Source organism: Bartonella harrusi (genome assembly GCF_024297065.1).
Lineage (GTDB): Bacteria > Pseudomonadota > Alphaproteobacteria > Rhizobiales > Rhizobiaceae > Bartonella > Bartonella harrusi.
Map to the genome: position 1 here is coordinate 39750 of NZ_CP101114.1, position 25281 is coordinate 65030.

3 protein-coding genes and 2 pseudogenes are annotated in these 25281 nt (G+C 37.3%); all 5 read left to right on the forward strand.

Translation table 11 applies throughout. The features are described 5' to 3' along the window. Positions 1–302: 302 nt before the first annotated feature. Positions 303–5777: a Vomp family autotransporter gene (locus tag NMK50_RS00340; RefSeq protein ID WP_254770432.1), complete on the forward strand. Its 5475-nt coding sequence runs from the start codon at positions 303–305 to the stop codon at positions 5775–5777. Positions 5778–6182: 405 nt separating this feature from the next. Further along, positions 6183–10286: a Vomp family autotransporter gene (locus tag NMK50_RS00345; protein WP_254770433.1), complete on the forward strand. Its 4104-nt coding sequence runs from the start codon at positions 6183–6185 to the stop codon at positions 10284–10286. A gap of 1496 nt (positions 10287–11782) precedes the next feature. Continuing rightward, complete coding sequence (locus NMK50_RS00350; RefSeq protein WP_254770434.1) at positions 11783–19717, forward strand: Vomp family autotransporter; 7935 nt, start codon at positions 11783–11785, stop codon at positions 19715–19717. A 1293-nt stretch (positions 19718–21010) separates the two neighbouring features. Further along, positions 21011–23476: pseudogene (locus NMK50_RS00355) on the forward strand (hypothetical protein); the annotation flags it as partial. 375 nt (positions 23477–23851) lie between these two features. After that, a pseudogene (locus tag NMK50_RS10680) lies at positions 23852–24343 on the forward strand (YadA-like family protein); the annotation flags it as partial. Positions 24344–25281 lie beyond the last annotated feature (938 nt).

The window sequence follows — 25281 nt, forward strand, 5'->3', positions numbered from 1 at the left end:
ATTAAGAGCCCGTTTTTTACAAAAAGCGAATATGCTATTTATTGATGGAGGTTACACCGTAGTTTACCAGTAGAGTGCCATTTTGGGTTTGAATTCCTTTTTACAGGGGGGCATCCAACATCTATCTTTTCAAAGATTTTGAGACGACACTGAGATCATTCTGAGTGTTGAGGTGATATCTTTTGTTTTTTTAATTTTTTAGCGCGCAAAGGTGATTTTGCGAAGTGTTTTTTATTGCCTGTTGTGGCGGAGCTGAACTCTGTTTTGGCATTTAAAGTATTCTCTATATCAAGGGGTTTTTTATGAAAAAATATTCAACACCAAATTTGGTTAAAGCTGTTTCTTTAGGAACAGCAATAGCGGCATTGTTATCTAGTGTTTCTCCTGTTTTTGCTGCGGGTGTTTCCACGACAGGAGCCGTTGTTAGAAATTCAAGTGGGGCAGATGTTCCTTACCCATATGGTAGTCATGGCAGTATTGTCTTTGCCGGTGATGATGATTATTGTGGTGTGGATAATGTTAAAGATCGTGGTGGTACACAGCAGGCGTCAGTTACCACTCGAATAACTGCAAAAGAGCAATATAAGAGGTTTGTTGAAAATAAAGCGTTTGGGGGGCGTAATCCTTATGGCATAACATCTCAGAAAGTTACTTGGATTTCTGAAGGTTTGACGACTAACAACGGCGCTTATATGGGGATACAGACTGGTGGTGTTGCAAATGCCATGCCTGAGGCTTATGGTATTCATTCTTTTGCTACGGGTTGTGGTTCTGCTGCAATGGGTAATTATTCAACAGCTTTTGGTGCAGGGGCGACTACAAGAGCTGGAGGGGCGCAAGCTTATGGTGTTTCTGCACTTGCAAATGGGCGAGCAAGTATTGCTATGGGTATAGGCTCTGAAGCATGGGACATATCTGCAGTTGCTGTTGGTGGGCTTGCCAATGCAAATGGTAAAAAGAGTATTGCTTTAGGTGCTGAAGCAATAGCACAGAAAGATTATGCGGTTGCTTTAGGTGCAGAGACTTTAGCTTGGGGTGATGGTTCTATAGCAATAGGGAGTAAGGCGCAAAGTACTAAAGAAGGTCCAGGTGCTCCAAATAAAAATGGAGCAAGAGCGTATGCTAAAAATGCAATTGCTATAGGAGCTCAATCTTATGTTCAAAACGATGCTAACAATGCAGTTGCTGTTGGTCAAAATGCACAAGTACTGGTATTAGATGGTGTTGCTTTAGGTAGAGGAGCTCTCGTTGTGTCAGCTGCTAATGCCGCAGTTGCTATTGGTGCGGGTTCGCGGGTAAAGGTTAGTGATGGTGTTGCTTTGGGTGCTGCATCTATTGCTGGTACTGTAGCGAGTGTTGCTGGGTATGATCCTAAAACTGGTCAGAATAAACAAGATGGCGACTATATATGGGAAAGTACAAAAGGAGCTATTAGCGTTGGTGATACTACGAATAATATAACACGCCAGATTACAGGTATTTCTGCTGGAACTCAAGATACTGATGCAGTGAATGTTGCACAGCTAAAGTCTTTGAAAGAATTGGCGGAAGAAGGTTGGAAGCTTTCTGTTGATGGCGGAGATGCTTCTCCTATTGGTTTAGGAGATACAGTTAATTTTGTTTCTGTTGAAAAAACAGATAATTCTGGTGCAACAACAAAAAACATCAAGATTGTAAAAAGTGATCAGAATGATGTAAAATTCGATCTGGCTGATAATCTTAAAGTGACGAGTGTTACTACAGGAAGAAGCGTTTTGAGTGATGATGGTTTTATATTCACTAATGGGGCAAGAATAACTGTAGACGGTATTGATGCTGGTAATCAAAAGATTACAGGAGTAGCGACTGGTGAGCAAAATAACGATGCAGTCAACTTTGCGCAGTTAAAAGAGGTAAAAGGCTTAATATCAGCAGCAGGAGGTTGGAAGCTTTCTGTTAATAGCGGTAATGCCACAGATGTTAATCCTGGTAGTGTTGTAGATTTTGTAGGTATTAATGCAGAGGATGGTAATGATGAAAGTAAAAATATAAAAATTACCAAAGGCGAGAACAACACTGTGGAATTTGCTTTGAATGATATTATTAGAGTTAAACGTGTCATAGCAGGTAAAGCGAATGTAAGTGATAATGGTTTTGTGATTACTGATGGTCCTAATATGACGACTGGTGGTATTAATGCTGGCAATAAACAAATTAAGGGAGTGGCAGAGGGTACTTTAGATGAAGACGCAGTCAACCTTGCACAGTTAAAAGAGGTAAAAGGATTAATATCACAAGCAGGAAGTTGGAAGCTGTCTGTTGAGGAGGAGGATGCTACAGATGTTAAAGCAGGTAGTACTGTTAATTTTTCTGCAGTTACAGGGGAAGATAACCATAAGAACATTAAAGTTCAGAAAGATGATGAAAATAATGTAAAATTTGATTTAGCTGATAATCTTAAAGTAACGAGTGTTACTGCAGGAAGGAGCGTTTTGAGTGATGATGGTTTTATATTCACTAATGGGGCAAAAATAACTGTAGACGGTATTGATGCTGGTAATCAAAAGATTACAGGAGTAGCGACTGGTGAGCAAAATAACGATGCAGTCAATTATGCACAATTGAAGGAGTTAGGGAAAACGATAACAGATAATAGTCTTGTTAAGCAGGAAGAAGGGAATTCTCTTATCACTATTGGTAAGGCAACAGGTGGAACTGAGGTCAGTGTTGTCAATAATGAAAATGAAGATCGGATAATTTCTGGTGTAAAAGATGCTGTAAATGATAATGAAGCTGTCAATAAAAAGCAACTTGATATCCACATTGCAGATATTAACAGTGTTATTAACAATATTAAGATAAAGAACGCTTTTGCTGTTCTTTATGATAAAAATTCAGATGGTAACGTTAATTATAACAGTGTGACTTTGGGTGGTGAAAAGAATAAAGAGCCAGTTGCACTTCATAATGTTAGAGATGGTACAATTTCTGAGGATTCGCACGATGCCATCAATGGCAGCCAAATTAATAAGATATCACAAGATGTCGCAAGCTATTTTGGTGGTGGTACTACATTTAGAGATGGTGAGTTTGTAGGGCCACAATATAATTTATCTTTTGTTTCTGCAGATGGTACAGTTCAACAAAAAATTTTTAAAGATGTTGGCTCAGCTTTGACAGGGCTTGATGCAAACGTAAAGAATGTAAATAGCCGCCTAACATATGTATCCAATGATTTTACTCAGAAAATTGGTGATCTCTCTAAAGATGCCTTATTGTGGAGTGAAAAGGAACAAGCATTTGTTGCACTTCATGGAGCAAATGGAGAGAAGGCAAACAGCAAGCTCACCTTTCTTGAGGATGGAGAAATTGATGTTAATTCAACTGATGCCATAAATGGTTCCCAGCTTTTCAAGGTTGCTCAAAATATATCGAAATATTTTGGCGGTGATGCGGATGTGTTAAAAGAGAAAGCACCAACTTATATAATCAATGGAAAAGAACATCATGACGTTGGTTCTGCTTTTAGTGAAGTTGATGCTTCTATTACGAATATTTCTAATCAGATTAATAATGTAACGGGTAATATTCTTGTTAAGCAGGAGAATGATTCTGAAGGTATTATTACTGTCGGTAAAGCAACAGGTGGTTCTGAAATTAATATTGCAAACCAATCAGGTGAAGACAGGACAATTTCTGGTGTGAAGGACGGGAAAATCTCTAGAACATCAACTGAAGCTATAAATGGTTCCCAGCTCTTTACTATTAATGAAAATGTTAACACTGTTACCAATAATTTGAATACAGTTGCTCAAAATACATCGAAATATTTTGGTGGTGGTGCAGATGTACTTGAAGGTATAGAGCCAAGCTTTGTTATTGGTAAAGAAACGTACAAGAATGTTGGTGATGCTTTCACTGGTGTCAATATTTCTATTAAAAATATTGATGATAAGATTATTGAAATGAAAGAAAATAATCTTGTGCAGCAAGAGAGAGGGAACACAGGCATTATCACCATTGGTGCGAAAACGGCTGGTACTGAAATCAATATTGCGGGTGTTGGTGGTTTAGGACGCAAGATTTCTGGTGTGCAAAAAGCAGAGAATGGTGATGAAGCTGTTAACAAAGACCAACTTGATGAAAGCATAGAAAAAATTTCTAAAGATATTGAAACAGCGAGTGCTGCAGCAGTTCTTTATGATAAAAGTGAAGATGGGGTCGTTAATTATAATAGTGTGACTTTAGGTGGTGATAAGACTACGGCACCAGTTGCTCTCCATAATGTACAAGCTGGTACAATTGCTAAAAATTCGTATGATGCGATCAATGGCAGTCAGATTAATAAAATATCTGAAGATGTAGCGGCCATTTTTGGTGGTGATGCAGAATTTAGCGACGGTATCTTGTTTGGTCCGCACTATCATTTGTTAAAAATTTCTGAGGATGGGACATCAGAAACTCTTGACGCTTATGATGTTGGTTCGGCTTTGTCAGGGCTTAATAATAATGTCAAAAATGTAAATAATCGTCTGACAAATGTCACCAATGAATTCAATCAGAAAATTGATGGTATTTCTAAAGATGCTTTACTTTGGAGTGAAGATGAACAGGCATTTGTTGCACTTCACAAAAAAGACGGAGAGAAGACGAAGAGCAAGCTTAAATTCCTTTTGGATGGAGATATTGCTGAGGATTCAACAGATGCCATTACGGGTAATCAACTCTATCTTATGAGCAACCAATTGGCTGCCTATTTTGGTGGTGGTGCTAAATATGAGAATGGTACATGGACAGCACCAAGTTTTAAGATTTCTCAAATTGATGCTGATGGAGCTGTTAAAGAGCAAACACATCATAATGTTGCAGATGCTTTGGGTGATCTTAATGGCGGTATGGTCAACATCAATAACCGGATTGATGAAATTAAGGACAAAGTTACTTCGGATGTGATACATTGGAATAAGGATGAAAATGCTTATGATGCTAGTCATGATGGTCAACCAGGTAAGATTATCAATGTAGCCGATGGTAAGATTGCACAAGGCTCGAAAGATGCGGTCAATGGTGGGCAACTTTGGGAGACCAATGAACGTATTGACGGTGTTGAAAAACATATGAATCATATTGAAAACAGAGTTGATAATATTTCCACTACAGTTACGAATATTGGTGAAACGGTTAACAATATTGACAATAAAGTTGATCACATCGATAATAAGGTTAACGATCTTGTTGATGGAGTTGTTCTCTATGACAGAGATGAAAATGGCAAAAAAAACAATAAAGTCACTTTGGTAGGTGGCAATGAGAGTGAACCTGTTACGATTGATAATGTTGCGGATGGTCGCATTGAGAAAGGTTCGAAAGAAGCGATTAATGGTGGACAATTGCATGATTACACTAAAGAACAAATGAAAATCATTCTTGATCAATCAAAGAACTATACAGATCAACGCGTAAATAATATTGTTATAGATGCTATTGATGATGCTGTTGAACGTGCGAACAATTACACCAACATGAAGTTTGAGGCTTTAAACTATAGCATTGAAAATGTTCGTAAAGAGGCAAGACAAGCGGCAGCTATTGGGTTGGCAGTGTCTAATTTACGCTACAATGATACACCTGGAAAATTAAGTGTTGCATTTGGTAGCGGTTTGTGGCGGAGCCAATCAGCCTTTGCTTTTGGTGCTGGTTATACGTCTGAAAAAGGAAACATTCGTTCTAATTTATCGGTAACGAGTTCAGGTGGGCATTGGGGTATCGGTGCAGGATTTAACATGACACTGAACTGATAAAAAATTTTCTTAAACATGCTCCTTGCCCCTGCTTAATCAAAGCAGGGGCATTTTAGTAAAAAGCTTTTAAAAATTCTCCTCGGTGGAAATAAATATCTTCTTTGAAGGATCATAAAAACATAAAAATGAGATCAATTTTAAATACGTCAAAGTTAAAAATCATAGACCATTATGAATAAAAAAAGCCGGAACTGTTCTCATAATGAGATACAATTTTTTTTATGTTCCTCAAATTGACTTTCTTAAAGCTGCCCCTAATTACCCCTTCAAAGCATGCAGCGATAACAGCTTATATCTTGTTTTATTTATGATTTAAAAGCACTGACACATAAAAGAAAATAAGAAAGTTGTACAACATTACGTTGTGCTTGTTTGGTATTTTTTATTAGAAGGGAGGGGTATATGAAAAAGTTATATACTACACTGGCGATGCGTAATGTGCGTTTTTTTCATTCACTTTATCGAGTGTCGTTTTTAAAAGTAGCTTCGCTGGGAACTGCGGTCGTTTTATTTTTGTCAAATACTTTTCCTGTTTTTTCAGCAAATCTCGATTTAACAAAAGTGTCTCTTGGAAGTATGAAGAACGCTGCTGTAGTTTATCAGCAAAGTACTATTTTTGAGTATAATGATTATACCAGTGGTATGGGTGGTTATCACTCTGTAATAAATGTTTTAACTGCTGACAAAAGGTCTGTAGGGGAAGATATGCAAAATATCTTCACAGCGAGTGGCGCAGCCGTTTCTGATTCAGGGAGAGAAAAGAGTGCTGAAAACGTAGTTATTTCAGATTCAAAGAAATATACGGCAAAAGAGAAAAGTGTTGCTAAAGGTTTTATGATTAGCGCTTTAGGATTAGACAATATTGCGATAGGCTCTGAATATGATAACCAAAAAAACATTGAGGAATATATATCCGCAAAAGGTTATGATTCAGAAATAATGCCTTATGGTAATGAAGCTATTATTAGAGATAAGAAAGCTGAAACACGGCTTGAGAACAATATTATTCTTGGGGAAGATTCTGGAACTGAGGCAGCTGTTGGTAATAGAGATCATGATTCTATCGCATTAAGCAATCAAGATAAAGAAAGTGCGACATGGAAAAGTATTGCGAAGGCAGCAGCGGCAATTGGTTATAATCAAAAAAAGGTCATGCGCCAACTTGAAGGGGAGGTCGCTGATACTGACTCTTCTGATGCCATTAATGTTGCACAGCTAACAGCTTTACAATCATATGTAGAGAAAGGTTGGATGCTGTCCGTTGGAGGTAAAAGTACCACAATAATTGGTACAACGAGCGTAGTAGATTTGTCAGCAGCAAGTGACAATTTGAAGATTACAAAAGACAATGGAGACAACAATGTAAAATTTGACCTAGCCGATAATGTTAAGGTAACAAGTATCATTGCAGGAAACAGTTCTATGAGTGGTGATGGTTTTTTTATTAATGAGGGGCCAAGAATAACTTTAGATGGTATTGATGCTGGCAATGAAAAGATTACAGGAGTTGCAGAGGGGACTGAAGATACTGATGCGGTCAATTTTGCCCAGTTACAAGCTGTAAAAGAGGCAACAAAAACAAGTTGGCAGCTTGCTGTTAATAGTGGAGATGCTACAGCTATTGGCCAAAATGGCACAGTAAATTTACAAGCAGCCGGCAGTGAAAATAAAAAGAATATCAAAATTGAAAAAGATGAAAATCACAATGTAATATTTGATCTAACCGATGATATTCATGTGACAAGTGTCACTGCTGGTCAAAGTGTTATGAATGGTGAGGGTTTTCATTTTGCGAAAGGGGGGCCAGAGGTAACTTTAGATGGTATTGATGCTGGCAATAAAAGGATTAGAGGAGTTGCAAAGGGGATTAAAGAGACTGATGCAGTCAATTTTGCGCAGTTGAAAGAAATAGGAAATCAAATAGCAGTAAGCAGCCTTGTTCAGCAAGAAGCAGGCAATAATCTTATCACTATTGGTAAAGCAGTAGGTGGTACTGAAATCAGTCTTTCAAATAATGATGGTGAAGATCGTAGAATTTCTGGTGTGAAAGCTGCGCAGGAGGATACGGATGCTGTTAATAAAAAACAACTTGAAGATAGTATAGCAGATATTACCGATAGCATTGAGAATAATATCCTTGTCAAACAAAATAAAGGAGAGAATGCTTCTATTACTGTTGGTAAAGCTACTGGTGGTTTTGAGATTAATATTGCAAACAAATCGGGTGAAACGCGTACAATTTCTGGTGTGAAAGCTGCTACGAAGAATAATGAAGCTGTTAATAAAGAACAATTGGATGGTGAAATTGCGGATATCACAGACAGTATTAATGTTATAAAAGAAGCAAATAACTTTTCGGTTCTCTATGATAAAAAGAATGATAATTCTGTTAATTATGAGAGTATCACTTTAGGAGGGGATAAAACGACGGCACAAGTTGCGCTCCATAATGTAAAAGCGGGTACAATTGCAGAAGATTCGCATGATGCAATCAATGGCAGCCAGATTAATAAAATATCTGAAGATGTAGCAGCTATTTTTGGTGGTAATGCAGAATTTAAAGACGGTATCTTATTTGGTCCGTATTATCATTTGTCACAAATTTTTGAGGACGGGACATCGAAAAATCTTGCTTCTTATGACGTTGGTTCAGCGTTGACAGGGCTTGATAAGAATATCAACAATGTGAATAACCGCTTAACACATGTAACGAATGAGTTTACTCAAAAAATAGATGGGGTTTCTAAAGATTCTTTGTTGTGGAGTGATCAGGAAAAGGCATTTGTTGCTCTTCATGGGGAAGGGAAAAAAGAAAATAGCAAACTTACATTTCTTGCGGATGGAGAGATTTCTGTTGACTCCACTGATGCTATAAATGGTACACAGCTCTTCAAGCTTGCTCAAAATACATCGAAGTATTTTGGTGGCAGTGCAGATGTACTTGAAGGTATAGAACCAACCTTCGTTATTCAAGGGAAGAAACATCATAATGTTACGGATGCTTTCACTAGTGTAAATATTTCTATTAAGAATATTGATGATAAGATTATTGAAATGAAAGCAAATAATCTTGTGCAGCAAGGGGGAGGGATAACAGGCATTATCACGATCGGTAAGGAAACAGCTGGTACTGAAATCCGCATTGCAGGCGTTGGTGGTGTAGGACGTACTATTTCTGGTTTAAAAGAAGCAGAAAGGGATGATGAAGCTGTTAACAAAAGTCAACTTGATAAAAGCATAGAAAGGATTTCTCAAGATATTGAAACAGCAAGTGCTGCGGTGGTTCTTTATGATAAAAATGATGATAACACCATTAATTATAACAGTGTAACATTAGGTGGTAAGAAGAGCCTTGGACCCGTTGCTCTTCTAAATATCAAAGATGGTAAAATTGCTGCGAATTCAACAGATGCCATTACAGGCAATCAACTTTATCTCATGAGTAATCAGCTTGCTGCATATTTTGGTGGTGGTGCTGGCTATAAGGATGGAATTTGGGCTGCTCCTCATTTCAAAGTTGCGCAACTCAATGCTGATGGCACTGTTGGTAAAGAGAAAAGCTACGATAATGTTGCTGAAGCGCTTGGTGGTGTTAATAATAATATAGTGAGTATGAACAATCGTATTGATCATGTCATCAGCAAGGTAGATTCTGATGCTTTAAAGTGGAATGATCGGAAGAAAGCTTATGATGCTGATCATGATGATCAGCCAAATAAGATTATCAATGTCGCTGATGGTAAAATCGGACAAGATTCAAAAGATGCGATTAATGGTGGACAACTTTGGAAAACCAACGAGCGTGTTACAAATGTTGAAAAAGATATTAAGCATATCAAAAACAGGGTTGATAATATTTCAAATACGATTGGAGATATTGGTAATACAGTTCTCAATATTGAAAACAAAGTTGATAATATTGAGAACACGGTTCATAACCTTTCTGATGGGGTTGTTAATTATGACAAAACTGAAGATGGCAAGAAAAGCAATAAGATCACTCTAAAAGGTGGGAATGAAAGTGAACCTGTTGTGATTGATAATCTCGCTGATGGTCGTATTGAAAAGGGCTCGAAAGAGGCGATTAATGGTGGGCAATTGCGTAGTTATACAGAGCAGCAGATGAAGATTGTTCTCGATGATGCCAAAAACTACACAGATCAACGGGTAAATAATATTGTTATTAATGTCATTGATGATGCTGTTGAACAGGCTAATCAATATACAGATATGAAATTTAATATTCTAAATTACGGCATTAAGAGTGTACGCAAAGAGGCAAGACAAGCGGTAGCTGTTGGTTTAGCGGTCTCTAACCTACGTTATTTTGATACACCGGGCTCTTTGAGCGTCTCATTTGGTAGTGGTGCGTGGCGTGGACAGTCTGCATTTGCTCTTGGTGCTGGTTATACATCTGAGAATGGCAAAATCCGTTCTAATCTCTCTGCGACAAGTGCTGGTGGTCACTGGGGGGTAGGTGGTGCAATAACCTTAAAAATAAAATAATGCAAAAACTATAACTGAATAGAATTTTCGCTTTTGTTTGAAGCAAGGGCGAAAATTTTATAAATCAAAACGGTATGATGGTTAAAGTATAAACTTCACCAAAGCATGCTTCAATAAATATTGAAGTATGCTTTTTATTCGCAGAGCTAAGAAAGTTCATTTTTTGTTATTTTCTATTGTTCTGTAGCTAATAGATTGCGTAATAAGACTGCTGATAGTAAAAGCGAAGCAAATTTACCCTTCACAAGAGCACATAATTATTGAAGAGAGTTTCATGTTTTTGGTTGAGAGGTTAAATGAAAGCAATATTAACTTTTTTAAGGATACGATTTTATTAACAGTTAAGGGAATCTGAGTTCTTTTTAAAAAAGATTGTATTAGTTTTACAAAATAAAAGAATAATGAATATACGAAATTTTGTTTGAAAATTTTTAGCAGGTTAACTTTTTTCGAACTGAATATGTTCTCAAATATACAAACTGAGTCTTAATTTTAAAAAAGATAATCCCTCTATTTGATAAGAGCGTTTAAATATGTCTTTATCAACCTTCATTCTCTAGGGGGGGTATACGTTTCAAAGTGGTAGCTTTTTTTCTAAAATTTTGGCATTTCAATTTATCTTTAGGATCGGGAGAGTTGCAGAATTTGTGTGCAGTATCTCATAAAGTATTGAATCGATTCTGAAAACCAAATAGTTTAATGAAATTCTTAAACACTCTGATTTTGTTAGGGAAGTTTGTAAGTTTTATAGATAAAACAATATTTATTGAAACATAAATCAGTATAACACTTAAATCAGCTATAAACTTCGCTGTTCCATAGGAGTATTATTAATCTGTTGAAAAAATAACACACTATAGATTAAAGAATAACTTTATTAAGAAAAGATTTACTTTTTTCTTGCTATTATAATAGAGGTTTTATAGATCTACAAAAGGTGCATTAGTAAGAATCATTTTGTTCAATAGAGATCTCAATTGAAGAGATCTCTATTGATAAATCGAGATATAACAAAGCGGGGTAAATGTGATTAATCTAAAAAAAGAAACAGCACAAAACCAAAATACAGCTTCATTGTTATTGTTAACAAAAAACATTACGAGAGAAAGACTCTCAGAAAGCTCTGTTCATATCAAAACTTATAACATCTCAGTTTACTGATTATTAAGGCACACAATCTTAACAAAGAAAAATTTAACAGTAAGCAAAATAGATTGACGGTACCAAATCAAAACGTTTTATCAAGCAAATTAATCCACCTAAAGAAAACCTTTCTACCACTTAAAATGTACATTTAAAAACACCACCCACACCCCTTACGAGAATCTAAATATGTCATTTACAAAGCCCATTAATATGTTTCTCAATTTTTTTGTAAAGCGCATTATAAAAAGCACACGTAAAACAACATTAAATCACAATCAGACACTCTCCACAACATCTAATGCAGAAATGTGTCTTTTTTATGTTTTTATTTTTTCATTGGAGAATTTGTTATGAAAAAATTCTATCCCACACGAGCCGCGAGTAATTTAAGTTATTCTCGTTTGTCTGATCAGCGGCCTTTTGTAAGAACGCTTTCATTGGCTGGAATGGTTGTATTTTTATCGAATATATTTCCAGTAAGCGCTGGGGTAGCAGGGAATTCTTCAGATGGAAAGCCTCATACTGTTGAAACAGCATCCATAGCAGCAAATAATGATCCCACAACATCACCCATTAATGTGACTGAAAGTCATGTTAGTGGAGGAGAGCCATTTTCAAGATTTGCTGTATCTACGATGCAGCCAGTGTTGGTCTCAGCGTTGGAGAGCAACCCAGCAGCGTTGAGAGTGGATGTATCGGCACACACTGAAACTCTAGCAGAAAATAATGTTAAGCAAAGTCCTCGATTAAGAAGCTTCTCTCTACCTGACCTTAGGCAGGTTTCGGCATTAGAGAGTGATCCCTCGGCATTGAATGGAGACATATCAGCAGAGGATGAAACTCTAGGAGCAAATACTGTCAATAAAAGAGCTCTTTCGAGAAGTTTCTCTATGCCTGACTTGAATCAACCAATGGCAAGAGGCTTTACGCCCTTTAGTGCAAGGGTGGGTGAAACAGGAATTACATTAGGCTCTAAAGCAAAAGCTCCAAGACCGGGAAGTATTGCGATAGGGCAGGAGACTACACTCCCTGATGATACTTCTAAGTTCTGGAACGCTGCAGAAACAAAAGCAATATTGTCAATAGCTATAGGGACAAGTGCTAGCATTCAAGAAGATGCTGAACGTGGAGTGGCTATTGGTCCTTTTGCAAAAGCAGTGGTTAAAGGTGGTATTGCTTTAGGTAGTAATAGTTTTGCTATAATTGCAGGTAAAATTGTAGGTTATAGCCCTAAACTTGGCGCAAATTCAACATTAGAAGATGTCACATGGAAATCTGGTGAATTTGGTGCAATGAGTATTGGTGTGTTTGATAAAGGTAAGCCTTGGGCTACACGACAGCTTGTAGGTCTTGCTGCTGGAACTGAAGATACCGATGCGGTCAATGTTGCGCAGTTAAAAGAATTAAGAGAAATGGTAGTAGGAGGTTGGAACTTCACTATTGACGGTGAAAATTCCACGAGCGTTAGCTTAAACTCAGAAAATACGATAGATCTTTCTGCTGGAAGTAAAAATTTCAAAATTGCAAAAGGAGAAAAAGGCAATAAAGTCACATTTGATCTAGCGAAGGATCTTACGCTTGATAGCATAAAATTAGGGGCAAGTGTTCTAGATGCCACAGGTCTTATAGTTACTGATGGCCCAAAGGTAACGAAGGATGGCATCTCAGCTGGAAATAAAAAAATTACAGATGTGGCAACCGGAACTGCAGATACCGATGCTGTAAATGTTGCGCAGTTAAAAGCAGTACAAGAGGCAGTAGCTATAAAAGGTTTAAAAATTAACACCACTGGTAAAGATTTTGCAGATGCTATAGCTGCTGCAGAAAATTCAATTGCTATTGGTAGCAAAGCTAGCATTAGTGAATTATCCAAAGGCGCGATTGCTTTTGGCCATGGTGCATCTGTAAAGGATCAGACTAAAGATTTAGGGTCATTCGGTGCAATTGCCTTAGGTGAAAATGCAACAGCATCAGTTTATGATGGTATTGCTTTGGGTTCTAATTCCATAGCTGATGTTGCCGCTGGTGTTTCAGGTTACGATCCTAGTATTAGAGAAAACGCAAATAGGCAGGATAATACATGGATAGGCGGTCTTGGTGCACTCAGCATTGGTGATGCTAAGAAAGGAAAAACCAGACAGATTGTAGGTGTTGCTGCTGGAACTGAAGATACCGATGCGGTCAATGTTGCGCAGTTAAAAGCTCTACAAGACTCTATAACCCCAAGTTGGGATCTTTCTGTTAATGGTAAAAATAAAACGAATGTTAATTCAACCAATCCAATGGATTTAGCAGCTGGAAGTACAAATATTACGCTTACAAAAGGAGAGAAAGACAATAAGGTAAAATTTGATCTAGCGAAAGATCTTACGCTGGAGAGTGTAAAAACAGGAAATACCACCTTAGATGCAACTGGTTTAGTGATTACCGGTGGTCCGAAAATAACCACTCATGGTATTGATGCTGACAGTAGAAAGATAACAGGAGTTGCAGAAGGTAGCGATAATACAGATGCTGTAAATTTTTCTCAGTTGAATAAAGTAAAAAAAGAGGTTGAACAACAAGTAGTAGCTAATAGTTTTGTAAAACAAGATGCCAAGACCCAGCATATCACGATTGGTAAGGACACTGGTGGTGATAAAATCAATATTGCCAATAAGGATGAAGAAAAGCGTACGCTTACTGGTATAAAAGATGGTGCACTCTCAGCAGATTCCGGTGATGCGGTAACAGGTTCACAGCTTTTTACAACGAACACTAATGTAACCCAAAATATAAATGATATTAAAGAAGCTAATAGTAAGATTACGAAGAACACTACTGATATAACAGAAGCAAACAATAATATATCCTCTCTCGATGGTAATATATCGCAATATTTAGGTGGTGATGCTGATGTTCTTAAAAGCAAAGCACCAACCTACACAGTTCAGAAAAAAATATATCATGATGTTGCTAGTGCATTTGCGGGTGTGGATAGTACTTTCACGGATGTTAAGAATGATATTACCAAGGTCAATGATTCTGTTAAAGATATTAATAATAAGATTACCGAGGTGAATAATTCTGTCACGAATATTCATAACGAGATAGGGCAAAAGGTTGATAAAAATGCACTGTTGTGGAGTGATGAAGCGCAAGCCTTTGTAGCGCGTCATGAAAAGAAGAAAAAAGAAAAAAGTGAAGCTACAGCGACACCAGAAAACAGCAAGATTACATTTCTTCAGAATGGGGATATTTCCAAAGATTCAACAGATGCTATAAATGGTTCACAGCTTTATTCTGTGGGCAATGCTCTTGCAACTTATTTAGGTGGTGGTGCTGAATATAAGGATGGAAGTTGGACCGCTCCCAAATTCACAGTGAAGACTGTCCAAAATGATGGCAATGTTTCTGATTCTACCTATAAAGATGTCGCAGCTGCCTTCACGGGTGTAGGTAATTCATTCAATAATGTTAAGAATGAAATTACGAATGTTCAGAAGACATTGACGGAACAGGTTAATAATGTAGTGAACAAAGTGGAAAGCGAAAGTTTTGTTCAACAAGACAAAACAACGCATCGTCTTACTATTGGTGCGAAAGAAGCAGGTAGTGAAATCAATATTGCCAATAAGGATGAAGAAAAGCGTACGCTTACTGGTATAAAAGATGGTGCACTCTCAGCAGATTCCGGTGATGCGGTAACAGGTTCACAGCTTTTTACAACGAACACTAATGTAACCCAAAATATAAATGATATTAAAGAAGCTAATAGTAAGATTACGAAGAACACTACTGATATAACAAAAGCGAACAGTGATATATCTTCTCTTGATAAGAATATCGCAAAATACTTGGGAGGTGAAGCAAATGTGCTTCAAGGTAAAGAACCAACCTATAATTTATCTTCTATTACAGCCGATGGTAAAATCAACAGCGCTTCTTACAATGATGTCGGTTCAGCTTTTGAGGGACTTGATACGAATATAAAGAATGTCAACACGCACGTAGAAAAAGTAGCTAAGGACGTTCAAACACAAATTAAAGAAGCTGTTCAAAACATTAATACACAGATTACGAATGTTACAGAAAACAACCTTGTACAGCATGATGAAAAAACAGGTAAAATTACCATTGGTGCGAAAGAAAATGGTACTGAAATCAGTATTTTGAATAAGGACGGTAATAAACGAACCATTAGTGGTGTTAAGGCGGCAGTAAAAGGTGATGAAGCTGTTAATAAAACACAGTTTGATGAAGGCCTAAAGAATCTTTCTGATGCTCTTCAGTCTGATGAATCAGCAGTTGTTCACTATGATAAAGGTGATAAAAATGGTACTGTTAATTATGCGAGTGTGACTTTAGGTGGTAAAGATAAAGCCTCAGTTGCCTTGCATAATGTTGCTGATGGGAAAATTGAAAAAGATTCTCATGATGCAATTACGGGTGGCCAGATTAATACAGTTGGCAATGAGATTGCCCAACTCTTGGGTGGTAATACATCCTTTAAAGATGGTTCTTTTACAGGAACAACTTATAATTTGTCGAATATTAATGAAAAGGGTGAGATAACAGCCAAGACTTTCTCTGATGTTGGCTCAGCTTTCACAGGACTTAATACAAATATTGATAATGTCAATAAACGTATTAAAGAAGTTTCTCAAAGTGTTGCGCAAGATTCTTTGAACTGGAGTACAAAAGATAATGCCTTTGTTGCAACGCATGGCGAGGGAGAAGCAAAAACCAATAGCAAGATTACGCATCTTTCAGATGGCAATATTGCGTCTGACTCTGTGGATGCAGTAACAGGTTCACAGCTGTATTCAGTGGGCAATGCACTTGCAGCTTATTTAGGTGGTAATGCTAAGTATGAGAATGGTCAATGGACTGCTCCAACATTTAAACTTAAAATGCCTAATAATGATGGTACCACTGAAGATAAGAATTATAAGAGTGTAGCAGAAGCTTTTGAAGGTGTTGGTGCTTCTATCACGAATGTTAAAAAGGAAATTACCAACCAGATTAATAAGGAAATTACCAAAGTTGAAGGTGAGAGCCTTGTTAAGTGGGATGACAAGAGTCAACTAATAAAAATTGGTGCAGAAAAACACGGTAATAAAGTTACTATTGCCGATCAGGAAGGTAAGGATAGAACCCTTTCTGGTTTGAAAGCGGCAACACAAGCTAATGAAGCTGTCAATAAAGAACAGCTTGATGAAAGTTTAAAGAAACTTTCTAATACACTTCAATCTGAAGATTCCGCTGTAGTACTTTATGATAAAAATAAAAATGGTGATACTGATTATAATAGTATAACTTTTGGAAAAGGTGGGGATAGTAAACCAGTTGCTCTCCATAATGTTGCCGATGGACTAATTTCTACAGGCTCACATGATGCAGTGAATGGTGGTCAGATTGATACAATAAATCAAGATGTAGCAAAGTTCTTAGGTGGAAATGCAAAATTTAGTCATGGTGCTTTTACCGAACCAACATATAAGTTATCAAGTGTTGATGCTGATGGTAAAGAGAAAGATAGCTCCTTTAACGATGTAGGCTCAGCCTTTGTAGGTCTTGATACGAATATCAAGAATGTGAACAAGCGTATTAAGGAAGTTTCTGAGGGAGTTGCACAGGATTCTTTATCGTGGAGCAAGTCTGACAATGCCTTTGTAGCGCTTCATGGAGAGGGAGATAAAAAGACCAACAGCAAAATTAAATTTCTTCAGAATGGTGATGTTTCAGCAACTTCCAGTGATGCAGTCAACGGTTCGCAGCTTTTTGCAGCAGAAGATAACGTATCGAAATATTTAGGAGGTGAAGCGAATGTTCTTGAAGGCAAAATGCCCACTTATAAAGTATCTAAGGTTAATGCGAAAGGCAAGATGGAAGAGGCAACCTATAATGATGTAGGTTCAGCATTTGCAGGTGTGGATAGTTCCCTTAGCGATCTTTATGGGAAGCTTTCAGGAGGCAGTGAAGATGGAGCACTTCTTATAGAGTATCATAAAGGAGAAACTTCAGAAAAAGGGAAAGCTGGCTATATCACGATTGGTAAGGATGTTGATGCTGCTTCCATCAGCATAGCTTCTAAGGACAGTAAGCAACGTATACTCTCAGGTTTGCAGGGTGGAGAAGTTTCAGAAAAATCCACGGATGCGATCACTGGTTCCCAGCTTTATTCAATGGGCGATATGGTTGCGACCTATTTTGGCGGTGGAGCTAAATACGAGAATGGTAAATGGGACAAGCCTAATTTCAAGGTTAAGATTGTCGATAAGGACGGCACTGAAGTTAAAGAACATGGCTATGAGAGTGTAGCGGATGCGTTTGCTGGTGTAGGGAGCTCTTTTGAGAATCTTCAAAAAGAGTTTACTCAAAGTAATACGGCAGTTACTGAAAATATTAAGCAGAATGCATTGTTGTGGAGTGATGAAGAGAATGCCTTTGTTGCGCAGCATGGAAAAGATGATGCAAAAACGAATAGTAAGATCACCTCTCTTGCTGATGGTAACATTGTGGAAGATTCAACGGATGCGGTGAATGGCTCACAGCTTTATGCTTTGGGTGGCGATATTGCAAAGTTTTTTGGTGGTAATGCTAAGTACGATAACGGCGCATGGGCTGCTCCTACATTCACGGTTAAGAGTTTCAAAGAAGAAGGCAAGGTTTCTGATGAAACCTATCATGATGTAGCAACAGCCTTTGCCGGCGTAGGTAGTTCATTTGCAAATGTGAATAATACTATCACGCATGTTAAAGAAGAGATCACAAAACAAATGAATAATGAAATTGCCAATGTTCAAGGTGATGCGTTGTTATGGAGCAAATCTGATAATGCGTTTATCGCAACGCATGGTGAAGCAGGCAAAAAGACTAACAGTAAGATTAAGTTCCTTGCTAATGGAGAGATTTCTGCCAACTCCACGGATGCTGTAGCGGGTAATCAGCTTTATTCATTGAATAAGACATTAGCGACCTATTTTGGTGGTGATGCTCAGTTTGAAGATGGTAAATGGACAGCACCAAGTTTCAAAGTTTTGACCTTTAATGATGATGGCAGTTCAAAAGAACAGAGCTATCCAGATATTGTCTCTGCCTTTGCGGGTGTAAGCAGTTCCTTCAAGAAGCTTCATAATGATCTTTCTGACAATTCTGATCATCTTGAGCAGAATGCGTTGTTGTGGAGTGATGAAGAGAGTGCCTTTGTAGCGCTTCATGGAAAAGAAGAGAAAAGAAGCAAGAGCAAACTGAAGTCCCTTTTAGATGGTGATATTTCTGCGGGATCCACGGAAGCGATCACAGGTAATCAGCTTTATTCTCTGCATACGACCCTTGCTCAATATTTTGGTGGAGGAGCGAAGTATGAGAATGGTGTGTGGACGGCACCTAGTTTCAATGTTGCACAATTTTCTTCTGATGGGAGTTTCTCGACAAAGGAGAGCCATGATGTAGCTGGTGCCTTTGAAGCTGTCAGTGAGAGTATGACGCATATCAACGACCGTATTAAGGATGTTTCTGATAATATAGATAAGAATAGTTTGCATTGGAATGAGGAGCAAGGAGCGTATGACGCAAGTCATAATGGTGAAGCGTCTCATATTACCAATGTAGCGAATGGAGAGATAAAAGAAGGTTCGCAAGATGCTGTGAATGGAGGTCAGTTATGGGAAACGAATGATAGGGTTACGAAGGTTGAGAACAGGGTAGATACGATTGATAAACATGTGCAAGATATTGCAACTGCGGTTACGGATGGAGCAGTTAACTATGACAAAGATGATAATGGTAAAAAGACCAATAGCATTACGTTAGTAGGTGGAAATGAGAGTGATCCCGTTTTGATAGATAATGTAGCGGATGGCAAGATTGAAACAGGCTCTAAGCAAGCAGTAACTGGTGGTCAGTTACATGATTACACTAAGGATCAGATGAAGATAGTTCTTGATGATGCGAAGAAATATACTGATGAGCAAGTGAGCAGTTTTGTCAATAATGGTGTTAATGAAGCAAAGTCCTATACAGATATGAAGTTTGAAACGTTAAGTTATGCTGTTGAGGATGTTCGCAAAGAGGCAAGGCAAGCAGCGGCTATTGGTTTGGCGGTCTCTAACTTAAGTTACGATGAGACACCTGGAAAGCTAAGCATTTCATTTGGTAGCGGTTTATGGCATAGTCAGTCTGCGATTGCTTTTGGTGCTGGTTATACCTCTGAAGATGGAAAAATCCGTTCTAATGTATCTGCGACGAGTGCTGGAGGTCATTGGGGCGTAGGTGCTGGATTGAGGATAACGCTTAACTAACAGTAAAAAATACATTCGCCTTTGTCTTAGCGGACAAAGGCGAAAATTTTATATTTAGAGAAGTAATATTTTATACAGAAAGTTATAGAGTAGTGCACTATAAGGTTCATAACAGCGTATCTTCTGTAACAATCTTAGTGAACCTGTTTTTATTTAAATGGAAGTATTTTCATTACAATTTACAAATGCCAAAAATATTTTCATATAAATGAATAATATGCATAATCACACAGCATTAAAAGTGTACGTTTTATAACCGCATTAATAAAAATATTTATTAGAGAATATAATTTAAAAATCCTGTTTTTACGAATCTATTTATTATTATTTGTATGTAGTAGCAACAATGATTAAGTAAAACACATTGTAATCGAAATGAGGGCATCTAAAAAAGATAACCATACATCAATATTTCTCTACAAAGCCTACAGAGCGAACAATGATTTTATGAATTTGGCACTCATTCATGAATAAAAATGAAGAATTGTTTAAAGATATTAAAATTAAGTTAATTTTTCTCTTGCTTTTCTTTTTAAGAGGTTATAGGATTAAACGAGTTTTTAAGTTTCAATAAAAGACGTTTTTGCAAAGCGGGGGAAGTGGGTTATGAAAAAATCACAAAACTGCTATTATTTTGTCTCAGAACACATCAACGGGCGCAAGCCTAAAACTCAAATGTGTTCCGCTTGTTTTTACAAAAAAGACACAACAACCTAGCACACAAACCCCTAAATTATTTAGCAAACAACTGAACTCTCTATTGCAATAAACACCTTATTGCATCCTAACTACTACACTTAATAACGGTGCACAAAGATGTCCTCTTTCTTTCCCATTTCTTTTCAGTCACAAATCAAAGAGCCCTTCTTCAAAAAGTTCCCCCTTAAACGGAAAAAAACGAAAACTTTATGAACCGGATTATCGATTAATGCAAACCATTTAATCCCTTAAATAGTCCCTTTTCCCATTATGGCAACCCTAATTTTTGTAAAAAAATATTCTGTTATCACTAACATCAGAATGTGTCTTTTTAATGTTTTTAATATGTTTTTCTTAATTGGAGAATTTGTTATGAAAAAAATATATACCACAAAGCAAACAGCGGCGATGAGTGATTTTAAAAGTTCTTTTTCGCCTTATCGATTACCTTTTATGAAAACGGTTTCATTGGTTTCAGTAGCTGTTTTTTTATCAAATGCTTCTCCTGTTTCTGCTTGTGAAGATCTTGTTAGAACAGGGCCAGGAGGGATTATTACAGTTGCTGCGAAAAAAGGGGGCACTATAATAACTCTTATGAATAAAGATGGGCAACCGCGACTTATTGATGCTCTTGCTGATGGTGTGATTAGTATGGCATCAAAACAAGCAATCAATGGTTCTCAGCTTTACACATTGGGTAACATGGTTGCAGCTACTTTTGGTAGTGATGGTCGTAATGGTGGATATAATGAACATGGCGTTTGGATGCCACCTAGTTTTACGGTTAATGTTGTTGATCAGAATGGTAATGGGACTAAGAAAAAGTATAGTAATGTTGCGGATGCACTTACTGGCGTAAGTAGTTCTTTTGTAAATCTTGATAAAAAGATTAACTATGTAATGACCAATATGGCGGGTAATGATCTTGTTAAAGTAGGGGCTGGAGCGGTTATTACAGTTGCTGCGCAAAAAGGGGGTTCTATAGTAGACTTTGCAAATGCTGCTCGTCAATCGCGGCTTCTTATTGGTGTTCATAATGGTATAGTTAGTCCAACATCAGATCAGGCAATCAATGGTTCCCAGCTTTATACTTTGGGAACACATGTCGCAAAGTTTTTTGGTGGTGATGCTGAATTCAATGATTATGATTGCAATGGAGGATGGGTGCCTCCTACTTTTACGGTTAAAGTCTTTGATGAAAATGGGAATGTGACGAAAGCAACATATGGTAATGTCGCGGATGCATTTACTGGCGTAAGTAGTTCTTTTACAAATATTGATAAAAGGATTGAAAATGTAGTGACCAGTGTGGCGGGCAATGGTCTTATTAAGCAAGATGGTACAGGACTTATTACCATTGGTGGAAAAGTAAATGGAACGAAGATAAGTATCGCAAATGTTGGTAATGCAGAACGGATTCTTTCAGGTGTTGGTGCTGGTTCAATTACAGCAACATCAACGGATGTGATAAATGGTTCTCAATTTTATTCCATGGGTAATGTCGTTGCTAGCTATTTTGGCGGTAATGCTGAATATACAAATGGCAACTGGAAAGCTCCTACTTTTACAGTTAAAGGCGTTGATCAGAATGGTAATGAGACGAAAGCAACATATGGTAATGTCGCGGATGCACTTGCTGGTGTAAGCAGTTCTTTTACGAATATTGATAAAAGGATTGAAAATGTAGTGACCAACGTAGCGGGTAATGATCTTATTAAGCAAGATGCGACAGGACTTATTACCATTGGTGGAAAAACAAATGGAACGAAGGTAAGTATTGCAAACATTGATAATGCGTTGCGGACTCTTTCAGGTGTTGGTGCTGGTTCGATTACAAAAACATCAACGGATGCGATAAATGGTGCTCAAATTTATTCGATAAGCAATTTAGTTGCTGGCTATTTTGATGATAATGCTGGATATGATGCAAATGGTAACTGGAAAGCTCCTACTTTTACAGTTAAAGTCTTTAATAAGGATGGTAAGAGAGTTAAAAGGGACTATACGAATATTGCGGATGCCTTTAATGGTGTAAGTAATTCTTTCACGAATGTTGATAAAAAGATTGAAAATATGGCTGCTAATGTGACAGGTGATGGTCTTGTTAAGCAGGATGATACAGGACTTATTAGCATTGGTGGAAAAGTAAATGGAACGAAGGTAAGTATTGCAAACATCGATAATACAGCACGGATTCTTTCAGGTGTTGGTGCTGGTTCGATTACAGCAACATCAACGGATGCGATAAATGGTGCTCAACTTTATTCCATGAGCAATGTCGTTGCTAGCTATTTTGGCGGTAATGCTGAATATAAAAATGGTAACTGGAGTGCTCCTAATTTTACAGTTAAAGTCGTTGATCAGAATGGTAATGGAGTTGAACAGCATTATACAAATGTTGCAGATGCACTTTCTGGTGTAAGCAGTTCCTTTACGAATATCGATAAAAAGATTGAAAATATGGTTGTTAATGCGACAGGTGATGGTCTTATTAAGCAGGATGATACAGGACTTATTACCATTGGTGGAAAAGTAAATGGAACGAAGATAAGTATTGCAAGTTTTGGTAATGCAGAACGGGTTCTTTCAGGTGTTGGTGCTGGTTCGATTACAGCAACATCAACGGATGCGATAAATGGTTCTCAATTTTATTCGATAACCAATGCCGTTGCTAACTATTTCAGTGGTGATGCTGGATATGATGAAAATGGCAACTGGACAGCTCCTACTTTTACAATGAAGATCTTTGATGATAATGGTTATGGAGTTGAACAGCACTATACGAATGTTGCAGATGCACTTTCTGGTGTAAGCAATTCCTTTGCAAATATTGATAAAAAGATCGAAGGTGTGACAGGTAGCAATTTTATTAAGCAAAATAGCGCTGGGCTTATTACGATTGGTGGCAGCAAAGGTGGCGATAGAATAGATATTGCAAACAGTAGTGGTGCCCCACGAGTTCTTACTGGTATTAAGGGTGGTGACCTGACACCAACATCGACTGACGCAGTAAATGGTGTCCAAATGTATTGGATGTCTCAAGCATTTGCAAATTATTTTGGCGGTAATGCTGGATATGATAAACATGGCAAATGGACAGCTCCTAGTTTTACAGTTATAACCCTTGATAAGGATGGTAATGAGATTAATAACAACTATAGTAGTGTTGCGGATGCATTTGCTGGTGTTAATAGTGCTGTCAAAACTTTGAATAATCAGATTAGTGAGATAAAAAATAACCCTAGTGGTGGTACAACAAAAGACAAAGAATCTGAAGATGAAAATGGAAACGGTCTTATTTCAGAGGGCTTTCCTTTTATGAGTAGAATGCTACCTATGGAAAGACTCACTCGTTCTCTAGATGATGTAGACGATGAAAGTGATATTGAACTTTTAGAAGCGCAAAGTGATCCAGAAATGAATTTAGGAGGTAGGAGTTTAGTAGGTGGTGATGAGAGTGACCCAGTTATAATAGAAGTAGCGGATGGCGAGATTGCAACAGGCTCTAAGCAAGCAGTAACTGGTGGTCAGTTGCATGATTACACTGAGGATCAGATGAAGATGGTTCTTAAGAGTGCGAAGGAATATACGGATGAGAAAGTGGGTAATCTTGTCAATGATAGTGTTAACAAAGCAAATGCCTATACAGATATGAAGTTTGAGGCGTTAAGTTATGCTGTTGAGGATGTTCGCAAAGAGGCAAGACAAGCAGCGGCTATTGGTTTGGCAGTCTCTAACTTACGTTACTTCGACGATCCAGGATCTTTAAGTGTTTCATTTGGTGGTGGTCTATGGCGTGGTCAATCTGCATTTGCTTTTGGTGCGGGTTATACCTCTGAAGATGGCAAGATTCGTTCTAATCTATCAGCAACCAGTGCCGGAGGTCATTGGGGAGTTGGTGGTGGAATAACTCTGAAGTTAAAATAACACCAGATAATACAAAAAACGACAATTTAACCAAATTTTCGCCCTTGTCTTATAAGGCAAGGGCGAAAATTTATATGATAGATAAAGCAATATTTTTCATAGAAAATGATAGAGTAGTATATAGAAAACTCCATAACAATGTATTCTATAGGAATAATTTTTATGGGAATGATTTTAGTGAGAAATATGAAGCACTTTAATAAAAATTTTAGAAATATAAAGTAATCTCTCTAAGCAAAACGGGTAGAATACGTTATCCGATCACAATTTAAAGGCATGCATTTTATAATGTCTTTGGTAGAAAATATCCATTGGGGGATACGGTCAAAAAACAAAAATCCTATTTTATTATTTTCTTTGTACAAAGCTGCACAAATCATAAGGTGCAGAGTCGCCATAATTGTTAATAAGACTCATTTTGACCAAAATGAGCTTCAAAAAATGATAAAACAAAAACCTCTCTATAATCCTATAGCATATGCAATAAAGCGATAAATTTCAAAATTATAGCGATATTTCACGGTTACATAAATTGAAAAGACTCATTATGTAAAAATAATTAAATTCATTTTCTTCTTGCTTTTCTTCTTAAGAACCTATAAATGTTCTTAAATAAGACTCATTTTGATAAAAAAACAAAAAATTTATCGCAAGGGGAGGTGCGAATTATCATGAAAAATCATACAGCTTATCTTAATCGCTTCAAAAAAATAATCCAAAAATACCCAAGGTTATTATCTGTCTTTACGATAAAAGCACACTAAACCCACGATAAGCACTTTATCCCCCTAATCATACAAAACGATATCCTACTTTAAAGATTATGAAGCACAAATTTAACAAACAAAGACACTTTTCTCGTGTTCATCTCATTTTTCACTATCGACCACCCCAAAAACACCCCAGTTTAAGACGGAAAAATAAAAGTCTTACAGAAC

Excerpts from the sequence above, each read along its gene's own strand:
- NMK50_RS00340 (WP_254770432.1), top strand. The coding sequence starts at position 303 with ATGAAAAAATATTCAACACCAAATTTGGTTAAAGCTGTTTCTTTAGGA.
- NMK50_RS00345 (WP_254770433.1), top strand. The coding sequence starts at position 6,183 with ATGAAAAAGTTATATACTACACTGGCGATGCGTAATGTGCGTTTTTTT.
- NMK50_RS00350 (WP_254770434.1), top strand. The coding sequence starts at position 11,783 with ATGAAAAAATTCTATCCCACACGAGCCGCGAGTAATTTAAGTTATTCT.